Origin of the sequence: Micromonospora mangrovicola (assembly GCF_047200535.1) — a bacterium.
GTDB lineage: Bacteria > Actinomycetota > Actinomycetes > Mycobacteriales > Micromonosporaceae > Micromonospora.
This window is the reverse complement of record NZ_JBJZOG010000003.1, coordinates 80,827-95,535: the sequence shown is the minus strand read 5'-3', so window position 1 is coordinate 95,535 and position 14,709 is coordinate 80,827. Positions and strand designations below refer to the sequence as shown.

At 75.3% G+C, this 14,709-nt stretch carries 15 protein-coding genes; 8 read left to right on the top strand and 7 right to left on the bottom strand.

Going from position 1 to position 14,709, the window contains the following annotated elements; translation table 11 throughout:
* Positions 1-182 precede the first annotated feature (182 nt).
* Entirely contained in the window at positions 183-845 is a 663-nt protein-coding gene (locus ACL02O_RS02160; protein WP_412816209.1) for a hypothetical protein, read from the top strand.
* Between the two features lie 9 nt (positions 846-854).
* Here the strand turns inward: ACL02O_RS02160 and ACL02O_RS02155 are convergent, their stop codons facing one another.
* From ACL02O_RS02155 to ACL02O_RS02145, 3 genes are all read right to left on the bottom strand, one after another.
* On the bottom strand, positions 855-1,781 hold the full coding sequence (locus ACL02O_RS02155; RefSeq protein WP_412816208.1) for an NADP-dependent oxidoreductase: 927 nt from the start codon (positions 1,779-1,781) through the stop codon (positions 855-857).
* Positions 1,782-1,818: 37 nt separating this feature from the next.
* Positions 1,819-2,142: a hypothetical protein gene (locus ACL02O_RS02150; RefSeq protein ID WP_412816207.1), complete on the bottom strand. Its 324-nt coding sequence runs from the start codon at positions 2,140-2,142 to the stop codon at positions 1,819-1,821.
* A 133-nt stretch (positions 2,143-2,275) separates the two neighbouring features.
* A complete protein-coding gene (locus ACL02O_RS02145; protein WP_412816206.1) occupies positions 2,276-2,821 on the bottom strand; it encodes an orotate phosphoribosyltransferase in 546 nt (181 codons plus the stop codon).
* Positions 2,822-2,877: 56 nt separating this feature from the next.
* Here ACL02O_RS02145 and ACL02O_RS02140 point away from each other — a divergent pair, with 56 nt between their 5' ends.
* From ACL02O_RS02140 to fabF, 5 genes are all read left to right on the top strand, one after another.
* A complete protein-coding gene (locus tag ACL02O_RS02140; protein ID WP_412816205.1) occupies positions 2,878-4,179 on the top strand; it encodes a PucR family transcriptional regulator in 1,302 nt (433 codons plus the stop codon).
* 78 nt (positions 4,180-4,257) lie between these two features.
* On the top strand, positions 4,258-5,196 hold the full coding sequence (locus tag ACL02O_RS02135; RefSeq protein ID WP_412816204.1) for an ACP S-malonyltransferase: 939 nt from the start codon (positions 4,258-4,260) through the stop codon (positions 5,194-5,196).
* Complete coding sequence (locus ACL02O_RS02130) at positions 5,193-6,137, top strand: beta-ketoacyl-ACP synthase III (protein ID WP_412816203.1); 945 nt, start codon at positions 5,193-5,195, stop codon at positions 6,135-6,137. The genes ACL02O_RS02135 and ACL02O_RS02130 overlap by 4 nt, the downstream gene beginning before the upstream one ends.
* 86 nt (positions 6,138-6,223) lie before the next feature.
* Positions 6,224-6,463 (top strand): acyl carrier protein, encoded by a 240-nt coding sequence (locus ACL02O_RS02125; RefSeq protein ID WP_007072348.1) that lies wholly within the window; start codon positions 6,224-6,226, stop codon positions 6,461-6,463.
* 2 nt (positions 6,464-6,465) lie between these two features.
* Positions 6,466-7,692: a beta-ketoacyl-ACP synthase II gene (fabF, locus tag ACL02O_RS02120; RefSeq protein WP_412816202.1), complete on the top strand. Its 1,227-nt coding sequence runs from the start codon at positions 6,466-6,468 to the stop codon at positions 7,690-7,692.
* 146 nt (positions 7,693-7,838) lie between these two features.
* Here fabF and ACL02O_RS02115 read toward each other — a convergent pair whose 3' ends face one another.
* Entirely contained in the window at positions 7,839-8,060 is a 222-nt protein-coding gene (locus ACL02O_RS02115) for a hypothetical protein (protein WP_412816201.1), read from the bottom strand.
* 117 nt (positions 8,061-8,177) lie between these two features.
* Between ACL02O_RS02115 and ACL02O_RS02110 the strand changes: the two genes are divergently transcribed.
* Positions 8,178-8,888 (top strand): class I SAM-dependent methyltransferase, encoded by a 711-nt coding sequence (locus ACL02O_RS02110; protein WP_412816200.1) that lies wholly within the window; start codon positions 8,178-8,180, stop codon positions 8,886-8,888.
* Entirely contained in the window at positions 8,843-9,616 is a 774-nt protein-coding gene (locus ACL02O_RS02105) for a lipoprotein (protein WP_412816199.1), read from the top strand. Before ACL02O_RS02110 ends, ACL02O_RS02105 begins: the two co-directional genes overlap by 46 nt.
* A 4-nt stretch (positions 9,617-9,620) precedes the next feature.
* On the opposite strand, the gene ACL02O_RS02100 is transcribed toward ACL02O_RS02105, so the two are convergent.
* The 3 genes from ACL02O_RS02100 to ACL02O_RS02090 form a co-directional block, all read right to left on the bottom strand.
* A complete protein-coding gene (locus ACL02O_RS02100) occupies positions 9,621-11,900 on the bottom strand; it encodes a hypothetical protein (RefSeq protein ID WP_412816198.1) in 2,280 nt (759 codons plus the stop codon).
* Positions 11,897-12,883: a glycosyltransferase family 2 protein gene (locus tag ACL02O_RS02095; protein ID WP_412816197.1), complete on the bottom strand. Its 987-nt coding sequence runs from the start codon at positions 12,881-12,883 to the stop codon at positions 11,897-11,899. The genes ACL02O_RS02100 and ACL02O_RS02095 overlap by 4 nt, the downstream gene beginning before the upstream one ends.
* Before the next feature lie 95 nt (positions 12,884-12,978).
* Entirely contained in the window at positions 12,979-14,706 is a 1,728-nt protein-coding gene (locus ACL02O_RS02090) for a glycoside hydrolase family 3 protein (protein ID WP_412816196.1), read from the bottom strand.
* Positions 14,707-14,709 lie beyond the last annotated feature (3 nt).

Sequence of the window (14,709 nt, the reverse complement as noted above, 5' to 3'; positions counted from 1 at the left end):
CCGCTGATTGGTCGGCCGCAGATCGCAAATAGTTCCAAATACTCTTCCAGCAGCTGCAACCGAACGACGTTCTGCGGAGTCTTTCAGGTGGGCACCCGATGTTCGGGCACGGCCACCACCGTCGGCCGATCCAGCGTGACCTGCAGCGGAAGCCAGCCATCGAACGGGGCGAGGAGGCGGCGATGGTCCGGAAGGTGAGGCGGCTGCCGGCAGCCGTGGCGGGCGCGATGATCGCGGCCGCGTGTGCGTTCACCCTGAGCGGCCCGACAGCCGCCCAGGCGGCGCCCAAGCCCAAGTTGGCACCGGCCGGTGTGGACATTGTCGGCGACAAGCTCGACCAGCCGCTGCGGCTGCGCGCGGACACCCACCCGACCGAGGTGAACGCCGTCGTCGACCAGGTGAAGTGGCTGGGGGCGACCGGCCAGCAGCGCGGCCCCAAGGCCGAGGACCTCGGTCCCAAGTACACGGTCGTGCTGCTCAACGGAGGCACGCCGACCAAGACCTACGACCTCTACCCGCTCGCCAAGGGCGGCCCCCGCGTCTACCGTCCGGCCAAGCAGCCCGACCTGAGCAAGACCCGGGCCGGCTGGTTCTACGGCCGGCTGACCATGTCCGAGGTGCTGCGCACCGCCGGGGTGCCGCTGGAGCGGCAGTACGACACGATCAGCGGCGGCATCGGCGGCGGCGAGCGGGTCATCCCCGAGGAGTCGCTGGACCCGGGGCAGGACATCAACGCGGCGATGGGCGAACTCCAGCGGCTGCTGCTGCTCAACGTCGGGGTGATAATGGTCATCACCAGCGGGCTCGCCGGCATCGCGCTGCTGGTCCGTCGCCGCACCCGCTGAGCCCGGCGGTCAGACCTCCAGGACCACCTTGCCCCGTACGTGCCCCGCAGCCACCAGGCGCTGCGCCTCCGCGGCCTCGGCGAGTGGGAAGGTCCGGGCCACGTGCACCGTCAGCCGGCCGGCGTCGACCAGCCCGGCCAGCACGCTCAGGTCCGCCGTCGACGGCTTGACGAAGAGGTAGCTGCCGCCGAGCCGGGTGACGTGCTCCGGGTCGGCGGTGGAGATCAGCCGCGCCGGCCGGGCCAGCAGCTCGGCGGAGACGTCCAGCGCGTCGCCGCCGAAGAGATCCAGCGCCACGTCCACCCCGTCGGGCGCGACCGCGCGGATCCGGTCCAGCAGGCCGTCGCCGTAGCCGAGCGGCTCGGCCCCGAGCGACCGGACGAAGTCGTGGTTGGCCTCGCTCGCGGTGCCGATGACCTTGTCGGCGCCGAGGGCCCGGGCCAGCTGCAACGCCAGGTGCCCCACCCCGCCGGACGCCCCGTGCACCAGGACCGTGTCGCCGGAGCCCGTCCGGGCCAGCTGCAACGCTCGGTACGCGGTCAGCCCCGCCAGCGGCAGGCCGCCCGCCTCCGCCCAGGACGCCTGCACGGGCTTGTCCGCGAGGCACCGCTCGGGGGCGGGCACCAGTTCCGCGTACGTGCCGTACTGGAGGTCGTCGCGCCGGACGTAGCCGACCACCTCGTCCCCGGCGGCGAAGCCGGTCACCGCCGGGCCGACCGCCTCGACCACACCGGCCGCGTCCCAGCCCGGCACCAGCGGGAAGTGGGTGGGAATGGCGGCGGCGAGCCGGCCCTCGCGGATCTTCCAGTCGACCGGGTTCACCCCGGCCGCGCGGACCCGCACCAGGACGGTGTCCGGCCCGACCGGCGGCACGGGCAGCTCCCGCAGGGTGAGCTGGTCGGCCGCACCGTACGCGTCGATCGCGATCGCCTTCACCCTGCTCAGGCTAGCCCTCACCGGCCAGCCGTGGGGGTCAGCACCAGCGGCGCGGTGGCCTCTCCCGGCGGATCGTCCGGCTCCGGGGCCGGACCGCGCCGTGCCGGTGCGCGCCCGCCCAGCCCGGCAGCTCACTGCGGCAGCCCTGCGCCGGGACCGGCTCGGGCACAGCCGGCAGGGCCGGCTCGGCGGCCCGCTGCCGGGGCGCGGACGGATCCTCGTCGCCGCGCCCGGCGGTCGCCTCACCCGGATGGGTAACCCCCGTCCGGCGCGGGTGCTTGGCGGACGCCGGCTGCTCCTGGTGACCCAGCCGGCAGGGCTCGCCCTGGGCGCAGCCGTGCTCGGCCTCCCCGTGCGCCATCCCGGTCTCCTCACGTTCGCGATCGCCCGTCGGGCGGGTCGCCCCGACGTGCCCTGACACCGTACTGGCCGGGCCCGACGGGGTGAACGGCGCGTACCCGTGGAGATCGTCCGACGCCACCCCGGTCCGGCGGTCAGGCCGGCCGGGCGGCGTCCAGGTCGGCGCGGGTCAGCAGGGCGCGCAGCGCGATCCCGTGCTCGGCGAGCGCCGCCACGCCGCCCTCGCCCCGGTCGATCACGCAGAGGGCGTGTCCAATCGTCGCGCCCAACTCGCGGAGCTGGCCGGTGGAGATCACCACCTGACCGCCGGAGGTCACCACGTCCTCGACCACCAGCACCCGCCGGCCCGCGACGTCCGCGCCCTCCGCCAGCCGGGCGGTCCCGTACGCCTTGGCGGTCTTGCGGACGAAGGCGCAGGGCAGGCCGACGTGCCGGGCCAGCGCGGTGACCACCGGGATGCCGCCCATTTCCAGGCCGGCCAGCACCTCGGTGCCGGGCGGAACCAGCTCGGCCAGGCCGGCGGCGACCCGGTCCAGCAGCACCGGGTCGGCCTCGAAGCGGTACTTGTCGAAGTACTCGTCGGCGACCCGGCCGGAGCGGAGCACGAACCGTCCGGTGAGTCGGCAGGTGGCGTCGATGTCCCGGGCGAGGTCGGCGCGGGCGGTCGAGGTGTCGGTCACGAAAGCTGATTGTCGCCGGGCCCCGCCGGCGCCCCGCCGCCGGCCCGACCCTCGGGGTGGAGTCCCTGGTCAGGGCGTGTCAGGCTGGAGCGGTGAGCGAGCCGGGCGGTACCGAACTGTCGGCGACCCTGCGCCGGATCGAGCGGGCGGCGGGCGCCCTGGCCACCGCCAGCGTGGCCCGGATGGACGAGACCCTGCCCTGGTTCCGGGAGCTGCCGGCGGACCAGCGGTCCTGGGTCATGCTCGTCGCCCAGGCCGGTGTCCGCTCGCTGGTGCAGTGGCTCCGGCAGGGCGGCGGCGCGACGGACAGCACCCAGGAGGTGTCGGACGAGGTCTTCGCCGCCGCGCCGCAGGCCCTCGCCCGGTCGATCAGCCTCCAGCAGACCGTGGCGCTGATCAAGGTGACCATCGAGGTGGTCGAGGAGCAGGTCTCCCACCTGGCGGTCGCGGGCGAGGAGCAGCCCTTGCGGGAGGCGGTGCTGCGCTTCTCCCGGGAGATCGCGTTCGCCGCCGCGCGGGTGTACGCCCGTGCCGCCGAGACCCGCGGCTCGTGGGACGCCCGGCTCCAGGCACTGCTGGTGGACGCGCTGCTGCGCGGCGACTCGCCGGACGTGCTGGCCAGCCGGGCGGCCGCGCTGGGCTGGGCGGACGCGCCGCCGGTGGCGGTGGCGGTGGGCCGCTCCCCCGGCGGGGAGGTGGCCGCGGTGCTGCACACCGTCTACCGGCAGGCCCGCCGAATCGGGGTCGAGGTGATCGGCGGCGTGCACGGCGACCGCCTGGTGATCGTGCTGGGTGGCGCGGCGGACCCGGTGGCGGCCACGGAGAAGCTGCTGACCGCGTTCGGCGACGGGCCGGTGGTGGTGGGTCCGGCCGTGCCGAGCCTGGACGAGGCGACGGAGTCGACGCGGGCCGCGCTGGCCGGGTTCCGGGCGGCGCCGGCCTGGCCGACCGCGCCGCGCCCGGTGCCCGCCGCGGACCTGCTGCCGGAGCGGGCCCTCGCCGGGGACGCGGAGGCCCGCCGCCGGCTGCGCCACGACGTGTACGCGGCGCTGGTCCGCGCCGGGGGCGAGCTGCTGGAGACCCTGGACGCCTTCTTCGCGGCCGGCGGCACGCTGGAGAGCGCCGCCCGGGCACTGTTCGTGCACCCGAACACGGTCCGCTACCGTCTCAAGCGGGTGGCCGAGGTGACGGGCTTCTCGCCGCTGGCGCCCCGGGACGCGTTCGCCCTGCAGGTGGCGTTGACCGTCGGTCGGCTCGACCCGGTGGTCCCCACCGTCGCACCCGTCCCGAGCCAGACATTGAGCCCAGGTGTGCGGAAAACGTCGCAGACGGGCGATGATCGCCGCCGATCTTTGTAGGGATCCTCCAAAGCTTCTAGTGCGGTTTGGTGCCCTGCGTTACAGCGCGACCCGCGAGTATCCGTCAGAGTCGTAGACGTGCTCGCCGTACTCTCACCCGGACAGGGTGCCCAGAAACCCGGTTTCCTGACGCCTTGGCTGGCCCTCCCCGGCGTCGAGGCGCGCCTGCGCGAGTGGTCCGCGCTGGCCGGGGTCGACCTGGTGCACCTCGGCACCCAGGCGGACGCGGACGAGATCAAGGACACCGCCCGCACCCAGCCCCTGCTCGTCGCGGCCGCGCTGCTCGCCGGCGAGCACCTGCCGATGTCCGACGTCGCGCTGGTCGCCGGCCACAGCGTCGGCGAGCTGGGCGCCGCCGCCCTGGCCGGGGTGCTCTCCGCCGAGGCGGCCCTGACCCTCGCCGGGGTACGCGGCCGCGAGATGGCCGCCGCCTGCGCGCTGGAGCCGACCGGGATGGCCGCCGTGCTCGGCGGCGACCCGGACGAGGTGGTCGCCGCGATCGAGGCGCACGGGCTGCACGCGGCCAACCGCAACGGCACCGGCCAGATCGTCGCCGCCGGCAGCCTCGACGGCCTGGACAAGCTCGCCGCCGAGCCGCCGACGAGGGCCCGGATCGCCCGGCTGAAGGTGGCCGGCGCGTTCCACACCCCGTACATGGCCCCGGCCGAGGCCGCCCTGGCCGCGGCGGCCGCCGGCATCACCCCGGCCGACCCGACCCGGGTCCTGCTCTCCAACCTGGACGGCACCGCGGTCGACCGCGGGCAGGAGATGGTCCAGCGGCTGGTTCGCCAGGTCACCGCCCCGGTCCGCTGGGACCTGTGCATGCGTACCCTGGCCGAGCTCGGAGTCACCGGCGTGATCGAACTGCCGCCGGCCGGCACCCTGGCCGGCCTGGTCAAGCGGGAACTCAAGGGCGAAGGCGCCCCCGAGATCGTCACCCTGAACACCCCCGACGACCTGCCCGCCGCGCGGAACCTGATCGCCCGGCAGGCGCAAACGGAAGGTAAGCACGCATGACCGGCAGCAGGATCGTCGCCATGGGGCACTACCAGCCCTCCCGGGTGGTGACCAACGACGAGCTCGCCCAGATGGTCGACACCAACGACGAGTGGATCCGGGACCGGGTCGGCATCGTCACCCGGCGGATCGCCGGGGACGAGACGGTGGCCGACATGGCCACCGCGGCCGCCGGCAAGGCGCTGGCCAACTCCGGCCTGACCGCCGCCGACATCGACCTCGTCGTGGTCGCCACCTGCACCTCCGTCGACCGCAGCCCGAACGTGGCCTGCCGGGTCGCCGCCAAGCTGGGCATCACCGCCCCGGCCGCGTACGACGTCAACACCGCCTGCTCCGGCTTCGCGTACGCGCTGGGCACCGTCGACCACGCGATCCGGGCCGGCGCGGCCCGCAACGCGATCGTCATCGGCGCCGAGAAGCTCTCCGACTTCACCGACTGGACGGACCGCTCGACCTGCATCATCTTCGGTGACGGCGCCGGTGCCGCGGTGGTCACCGCGACCACCGAGGACGAGCCGGCCGGGGTCGGGCCGGTGGTGTGGGGTTCGGTGCCGGAGAAGAGCGACGCGGTACGCATCGAGGGCTGGCGGCCGTACATCGCGCAGGAGGGGCAGGCGGTCTTCCGCTGGGCCACCACCGCGCTGGCGCCGCTGGCGCTGCAGGCCTGCGAGAAGGCCGGGGTGGACCCGTCGGAGCTGGCCGCGTTCGTGCCGCACCAGGCCAACGCCCGGATCATCGACGGGATCGTCAAGCGGTTGAACATCCCCGACGCGATCATCGCCAAGGACATCGTCGAGTCCGGCAACACATCGGCGGCGAGCGTCCCGCTGGCCCTGTCCAAGCTGGTCGAGCGGCGCGAGGTGCCCTCGGGCGCCCCGGTGCTGCTGTTCGGCTTCGGCGGCGGCCTGACCTACGCCGGTCAGGTCGTCCGCTGCCCCTGAGACCCCCTCGGGCGCGAACGCGCCGAGGAGCGACGACCGGCGTCGCCGGCCGTCGAGTGAATCCCCGATGAGAGGAACCAACCGCAATGACCCGTGACGAGATCACCGCCGGCCTCGCCGAGATCCTCGAAGAGGTTGCCGGGGTGAACCCGGACGACGTGGCCGAGGGGAAGTCCTTCACCGACGACCTCGACGTCGACTCGCTCTCCATGGTGGAGGTCGTGGTGGCGGCCGAGGAGAAGTTCGGCGTCAAGATCCCGGACAACGAGGTGCAGAACCTCAAGACCGTCGGTGACGCCGTCAGCTACATCGAGGCGCAGTCCTGATCATGAGTCGCCCCGACGTCGTCGTCACCGGGCTCGGCGCGACGACCCCGCTCGGCGGGGACGTCGCGTCGACCTGGGACGCCATGCTCGCCGGCCGCTCCGGGGTGAGTGCCCTCACCCAGGAGTGGGCCGCGCAACTGCCCGTCCGGATCGCCGCCCAGCTCGCGGTGGACCCGTCCGAGGTGCTGGAGCGGGTCAGGCTGCGCCGGCTGGACCGCTCCGAGGCGATCGCCATCATCGCGGCGCAGCAGGCCTGGGCCGACGCCGGGCTGGCCGACTCCGGGCTGGACCCGGAGCGGCTGGCCGTCAGCGTCGGCTCCGGCATCGGCGGCGCCACCACCCTGCTCGCCCAGGACGACATCCTGGAGGCGTCCGGCCCGCGGCGGGTCTCCCCGCACACCGTGCCGATGCTGATGCCGAACGGTCCGGCCGCCTGGGTCGGACTGGAACTGGGAGCCAAGGCCGGGGTCCACTCGGTGGCCAGCGCGTGCGCGACCGGCGCGGAGGCGATCGCGCTCGGCCTGGACATCATCCGCTCCGGCCGGGCCGACGTGGTGGTGGCCGGCGGCACCGAGGCGGTGATCCACCCGCTGCCGATCGCCGGCTTCGCCTCGATGCGGGCCATGTCGACCCGCAACGACGAGCCGGAGAAGGCCTCCCGGCCGTGGGACAAGGGCCGCGACGGCTTCGTGCTCGGTGAGGGCGCGGGCACCGTCGTCCTGGAACGCGCCGACCACGCCGCCGCCCGCGGCGCCCGGGTTTACGCGCGCCTCGCCGGCGCCGGGATCACCTCGGACGCGTACGACATCGTCCAGCCGCACGCCGAGGGCGAGGGCGCGATCCGGGCCATCGCGAAGGCGGTCGCCGACGCGGACGTCGCGAAGGCGGACATCGTGCACGTCAACGCGCACGCCACCTCCACCCCGGTGGGCGACATGCTGGAGATCGGCGCGCTGCGCAAGGCGGTCGGCGACCACCCCGTGCTGTCGGCCACCAAGTCGATGACCGGGCACCTGCTCGGCGCGGCCGGCGCGCTGGAGTCGATCGCCACCATCCTGGCCATCCGGGACGGCGTCGTACCGCCGACGATCAACCTGGACGACCCGGACGAGGGCCTCACGCTGGAGGTGGCCGCGCACAAGGCACGCCACATGGAGATCCCGGCCGCGCTGAACAACGCGTTCGGCTTCGGCGGTCACAACGTGGCGCTCGTCTTCACGCGGGCCTGACAGCCGCCCCGGCGAGCCGGCGGAGCCCCGGCGGCGGGATCGCCGAGGCGCTCGCCGGGCCGGGGCGCGCGCGGCGATGTCCCGCGGCAACCACCGGTCGTACCGACGGGGTCCGCGTCCATCCGGGCGCGGGCCCCGACCGCGTCTCAGCCGCGGTTGCGCGGACGTTGCCGGGCGAGTCGCTCGTTGCCCCGCCGGTGGTTGCCGGTCCACCGGGCCACGACCAGCTGCGGATCGTCCCCCACCGCGGCGAGGAACTCCGCCGCGCGGCCACCGCGCAGCGTGCCGGCGACCCGGCCGTGGTGCGTGATCACGACGGACCCGTCGGCCCGCTCGACGTACCGGAAACCCTGCGCCTGCTGTCCCATGGCCGCTGAGCCTCCCAGCGTCCACCGTGGCCCGCACCTGGTTTCGCGACGGTCCCGGCCGGGCGCCGCCCCGGCGGCTAGGGTGAGGCCGCCGCCGCGAACGTCGAGGAGCGCCCCGTGGAAGCGACCGAGATCCGCAAGCTCGCCGCGCTCGAGGACACCCATTGGTGGTACCGGGAGCGGCGGGTCCTGCTGGGCCGGGCGCTGCGACGGCTGGCGGCGGACGGGGTGCGTCCGGGGCGGGCGCTGGACGTCGGCGCGGCCGGCGGCGGCAACACCCGGGTGCTGCGGGCGCACGGCTGGCGACCGCTCGCCCTGGAGCACAGCGTGGAGGGCGCCGGCGTGGCCCGGGACCGAGGGCTGGCCGTGATCCGGGCCGACGCCCGGCACCTGCCGGTCCCCTCGGCCAGCCTGGGCCTGGTGGTCGCCTTCGACATCCTGGAGCACTTCGACGAGGACCACCTCGCGGCCGCCGAGATCCGCCGTACGCTGCGCCCGGGCGGCACGGCGCTGATCGCGGTGCCGGCGGACATGCGGCTCTGGTCGGCCCACGACGTGGCGGTCGGGCACGTCCGCCGCTACGACCGCGCCGGACTGCGTGCGGTGGTGGAGAAGGCCGGGCTGGTCGTTGACGAGCTGTGGAGCTGGAACGTGCTGCTGCGCCCGGTGGCCGCGTGGCGGCGCCGCCGGTCCACCGGCAGCGACCTGGACGAGCCGCACCCGCTGGTCAACCTCGGACTGCGCACGGTCGTCACGGCCGAGCGGTACCTGCCGGTGCGGGAGTGGCCCGGCGTCTCGCTGATGCTGCGGGCACACCGCCCCGCCTGACGGGTCGCCGGGAGACCGGTCTCCCCCGACCGTCAAGATCGACTAGCATCGGGGCCGGCCGGCGCCAGGCGACCGCACCAGCATCAGGAGGACCCGGGCATGTTCCGCCGTACCACGACGGCCGCACTGGTCGCGTCGGCCCTCGCCGTGACCAGCGGCTGCGGCGACGGGCAGCCGCAGGCCACCACAAGCCCGTCGGCGTCGCCGGCCCCTACCGCCTCGCCGGTGGTCGCCGGCCCGCCCTGGTACGACGAGGTCCCCCGGCCGCGCCGGCCACCTCCATCGGCGGCAGGGCGAGTCCGTGCCCGATGGGTGTCATCTTCTCGGTGCCGGCGAGGTGGCGGGCGGAGGCGGTCACCGTCGGCCGGGACGCCGCGATCGGCGACGCCGTGCCGGTCTGCGAGGTCGACGCCAAACCCGCCGGTCACCTCGGCTTCCTCCGGGTCTGGACGGCGGATGCGCGCCTCGGCCAGCAGGACACGATGGACAGGTTCCTCGACGCGTACGACGCCACGGAGCGGCAGTACCGGCGGACCGAGGCCGGCCCGCTCGACGCCTTCGAGGCGTCCTTCGTCGGGCCCGGCGGGACCCGGGAGCGGGCGATCCTGGTGTCGACCATCTGGGGACGCTTCCTGCTGACCGTCGGCGGGGCGGACGACGCGGAGCACCAGGCCATGCTGCCGGCGTACCAACTGGCCAAGCAGACCGCGCGGAACAACCGGGAGTGAGTGTTCAGCGGAGCCGGTAGACGGCCACCCGGCCGTTGTCGTGCCGCAGGTCGGCCAGGCTGCGCAGCGCCGGCGACTCGCGGCCGATCTCGCGGTCGACCACCAGCCAGCGCACCCCGTACCGGTCCCGCAGGGCGGCCAGGCCGGCGGCGGTGGGCGCGGTGAATGCCTCGTCGTTGGCCCGCTGCCGGGCGGGGTCCCAGAACGGCGCGTACGGACCCTCGGGCCGGCCCACCATCCGGGGCGCGAACGCCCACCCCTCCACCAGCACCGACCGCTGCGCGTAGCCGCTCAGCCAGAACGAACGGGCGTCGCACCAGCCGTCCACCACCGCCCGGCAGTGCACGTTCGTGGCGAGCACGTCGTCCGGGGCGCTGTGCACGTACACCCAGCGGGCCGCCTCGACCCGGGAGGCCGGCATCGCCACCACCGGGTACGACCCGCCGTTCGGGTACTTCCGGGCCGCCGCGGCGTCCAGCACCAGACCGGGCGCCCCGGCCGCCAGCACGGCGGTGAGCAGCAGCAGCCCGCCCCGGCCGGCCAGCCCGGGCCAGCGGCCCACCAGCGCCGGCCAGTACAGGGCCACCACCGCCGCCCCCACGGCCAGCGCGCCGGCCCAGCAGAGCAGCGGCAGCACCGGGGCGTACGCCGGGGTGGCCGGCGTGCTGGTCGCGGCGGCGAGCTGGACCGCGGTGAGCAGCACCGCGAAGCCGGCGGTCCCGCCGCCGAGCAGCCGGCGGCCCCGCGCGGAAAGGGCGGCCCGGTCGGCGACCTCGGCCCAGCCCCAGCCGGAGAGCAGCACCCCGAAGGCGAAACCGGTCCGGGTGAAGTACTGGTTGCTGCTGCCGGGATGGCCGAGCAGCAGGTAGCCGGCCGGGCCGGCGAGCGCGCCGCCGAGCAGGAACACCTGCACCGGCTCCAGGCGTCCGCGGCGCACCCGCAGCAGTGCCGGCACACCGGCGAGCCGGAGCTGGAGGCTGAGCAGGAACGCCAGGAACACGCCGGCCCAGACCAGCACGGTGAACCCGGCCGAGCGGCCGGCCGGCAGGTACGGGCGCAACCCGGAGAACGGGTCGACGGTCACCCCGTGGCTCTCGAAGGCGAAGAGCACGACGGTGGCGAAGAACTGCGCGGCCAGGGCCAGCCCGGCGGCGACCAGCACGCGCCGGGGCAGCCGGCGGCGGGTCGCCAGCGTCGCCGCGGCGGTGAGCCCCAGCGCGGCCAGCACCACGGGCAGGGAGCTGGCCTTCGCGCCGGTCGAGGCGGCCAGGAAGAGCACCACCAGCACCCAGGCGCCCCGGCCCAGCGGCGGCACGCGCACCCCGCGTGCCCGGCCGACGACCTCGCCGAGCGCGGCGAGCAGCGGCAGCAGCAGTACCCAGCTGTACGTCATCGACGGGCTGCCCCAGACGATGAACGTGGCCTGGGTGCCGAAGAGCTGCCGCCAGCCGTTCTCGAAACCGAACTCGCCGATCGTGAACATCAGCGCGGCCGCCACCACCCCGGCGTACGGCCGGCCGGTGATCCGCCAGCCCACCACCGCGACCAGCACGGCCGCCAGCGCGCAGAGCGCTGGTACGCCGAGCCGGAAGAACACCGTCGGCAGGTCCACGCCGCTGACCAGGCTGGTCGCGGCCAGGTGGGCGAAGCCGAACCAGTGGTAGTGCAGCGGCTCCCCGGCGGCCTGCGGCACCTCCAGCGGCATCTGGTGGGTGGCCGCCCCGGCCAGGGAGAGCTGGAACGCCAGGTCGATGTACTGCGCCTGTCCCTCACTGGTGGGCAGCACCGGGTTCACCGCGAGGAACGACCGGTACAGGTAGAGGGTGAAGCCGGCGACCACCCCGGCCAGTGACCAGGCCCAATTGGTCGGCACGGCGGCGGCGTACCGCACCCGCCAGTGTCGGCGCAGCCGCGGCACGGCGGCGAACGGCGCCAGCACCGCCAGCGGCCAGAACCGCAGCCAGCCGGGCACGCCGAGGCCGGTGCAGACCGCCCAGGCGGCCAGCTCCAGGACCAGGCCGACCGCCGCGCCCAGGGCCAGGTCCTCCACCAGGGTGTGGGCCCGGCGGCGCAGGGCGCGGAACACCAGGGTGCCGGGGAGCAGGACGGCCAGCAGCGCGTACGCCGTCCAGCGGGCGAGGGCGGCGGCCGGGGTGCCGGCGGTGAGCAGCACGGCGGCGGCGAAGGCGTATCCGGCGACCGCCGGGGCGTAGCGGTGCGGGGCCCGGCGGCGGCGTGGGCCGGCGGTGGACGGGGTGGCGTCCCCGGTGGCCAGCGCGGTCACCGCAGGCTGTCGGCCAGCTCGGCGGGGTCCGGCGGGGCCGGTTCCCCGGCGGCGCTGTCGCTGGCCACCGCGTACGCCGGGCGGCCCTGCACGAGGGTGTAGATCCGGGCCACGTACTCGCCGAGCAGGCCGAGGCAGAGCAGCTGCACCGCGCCCAGGAAGAGGATCGCCACGTAGAGGGAGGGCCAGCCGGTGACGGTCGCCCCGGCGAACCAGGCCACCACCGCGACCACCACCAGCACCCCGCAGACCGCCACGCCGGCCAGGCCCAGCCAGGTGGCCACCCGCAGCGGGGCGGCGGAGAAGCTGGCCACGCTCTCGGCGGCCAGCCCGGCCATCCGGGAAAGCGGATACCTGCTCCGCCCGGCGGCCCGCGCCTGCCGCTCGTAGGCGACCTCGCCGCTGGGGAAACCGAGCCAGGGCACCACCAGCCGGAGCACCGGGTTGCGCTCGGGCAGCTCCCGCAACGCCTCCACGGCCGTCCGGCTGAGCAGCCGGAAGTCGCCCGCCTGGTCCGGCACCTGCTGACCGACCAGCCGGCGGACGAGACGGTAGTAGCCGGCGGCGGTCCACCGCTTGAACCGGGTGTCCCGGCTGCGGTCGGCCCGGACGCCGTAGACCACGTCCAACCCCTCGGCGCGCGCCCGGCGGAGCATTTCGACGATCACCTCGGGAGGGTCCTGCAGGTCGGCGTCGATGCTGGCCACGTACCCGCCCCGGGCCCGGAGCAGCCCGGCGTGCAGGGCGGCCTGGTGGCCGCTGTTGCGCCTCAGCCGCAGCACCCGCAGCTCGGGCCAGCCGGCCCGCAGCGCGGCCAGCGCCGCCGCCGTCCCGTCGGCGCTGCCGTCATCGACGGCCACCACCTCGTAGGTCTCGCCGAGCCCGTCGAGGACGCCGCGCAGCCGCTCGACGAGCAGCGGCAGCACGGCCTCCTCGTCGAACATCGGCACCACCACGGACAGGGCCGGCTGCGGTGCGGTCACGACGCTCGACCCCCCGGTTCGCTGCGGCGGTGGACGGGGCCGACGCTACCAGTGGGCCGGTCCCGCCCGGGGCCGCTAGCCGGCCCCGCGCAGGGTCAGGTGCCGCAGGTCGTGGCGGGCAGGCCGGGCACCTTCACCGGGGACCGGCCGGTCGGGCGGGCCTTACCGGCGAGCACCCGGGCCAGCCCGGTCATCGACGCCCGGCTGGACGAGTACGTCGCCAGCAGCGTCGGCGACTTCGCGCCGGCCAGCACGTACGGGGTGTCCATGGCCACCGTCACCGCCGCGCCGGCGCGCAGGTCGTCGGCGCCGTCGCCGTATCCGACGAGGTGCACCACGGTCCCGCCGCTCGGCACCACCTTCACCCCGGCGGCGGTGAGCGCCTCGGTCAGCGCCGCCCGGGTACGGTTCCGGCCGGCCGACGAGGTGACGGTGACCGGGCCGGTCACCGGCGCGCCGCAGGTGCCGCGCAGCACGGTCACCGCCGCGGCGGCCAGCGCGTCGGCGGCCTTGCGGTGCTCGGGTGCGCCCAGCGTGGACAGGTCCGGGGTGGGCCGGTCGGCGAGCTTGAACTTCATGGTCAGCACCCGGATCACGGCGTCGAGCAGCCGGGCCCGGGGCAGCGAGCCGTCCTTGAGCGCGGCGAGCAGGCCGGAGTACGCCTGGCCCACGTTCGGGGTCATCAGGATGAGGTCGTTGCCGGCGTTGAGCGCGCGGACCGCCGCCTCTCCCGGCGGCCAACGCTTGGCCGGCGCCATGTTCATCCCGTCGGTGATCACCACCCCGTCGAAGCCGAGCTGGCCGCGCAGCACGTCGGTGAGCAGCTTGTGCGAGAAGGTGGCCGGCGTGCCCGGGTCGATGGCCTTGACGTCGAGGTGGGCGGACATCACCGCCATCGCGCCGGCGTCGATCCCGGCGCGGAAGGGCGGGAACGCGGTGTCGTCCAGCACGGCGCGGGACTGGCCGACGACCGGGAGGTCCTTGTGCGAGTCGGCGGCGGTCAGGCCGTGCCCGGGGAAGTGCTTGACGCTGGCCGCGACCCCCTCGGCCTGCAGCCCGCGGACCGCGCCGGCCACCTGGGCCGAGGCGTTCTTCGGGTCGGCGCCGAAGGAGCGGGAGCCGATCACCGTGCTCCGGGTGGCCAGCACGTCGGCGACCGGGGCGAAGTCCATGTTGATCCCCATGGCGGCCAGCTCGGCGCCGGCCGCCCGCCAGGCGGCCTCGGTCAGCGCCGGATCGCCGGCCGCGCCGGCGGCGAGCGGGCTGGGCAGCAGGGTGACCCCGTCGGTGATCCGGGTCACCACGCCGTACTCCTGGTCGGTGCCGATCAGGAAGGGCGCGGAGCCGGCGGGGAGCTTGCCGGCGGCCGCGCGCAGGCCGGTGGTCAGCTCGCGGACCTGCTTCGGGTTGTCGACGTTGGTGGTCTCCTGATTGCCGGAGGTGGGGTCGTCGGCGCTGAAGCCGACCAGGATCACCCCGCCGAGCCGGTACTTCGCCACCATCTCGGCGGGGGTGTCGACCCCGGCGAGGGCCCGGTTGCCGGCGGCGGAGGCCGGCGAGACCTTGGTGGCCGAGTCGCCGTACGCGTACGGCATCAGCACCTGGCCCACGAGGTCCTCGTCGGAGAGGGCGCGGGCCAGGGCCTCGGCCCGGGCCTTCGGGTCACCGGCGGTCGGGGTCGGGCTCGGGGGTGCGGTGGACGCGCTCGGCGAGCCGCCGGCCGCCGGCCCGCCCGGCTGTTTCGCACAGCCGGAGCCGAGCAGCACGATCAGCGCGGCGAACACGAGCAAGGTACGTCGAGGGGTGGTCGACACAGGGCCCATCCC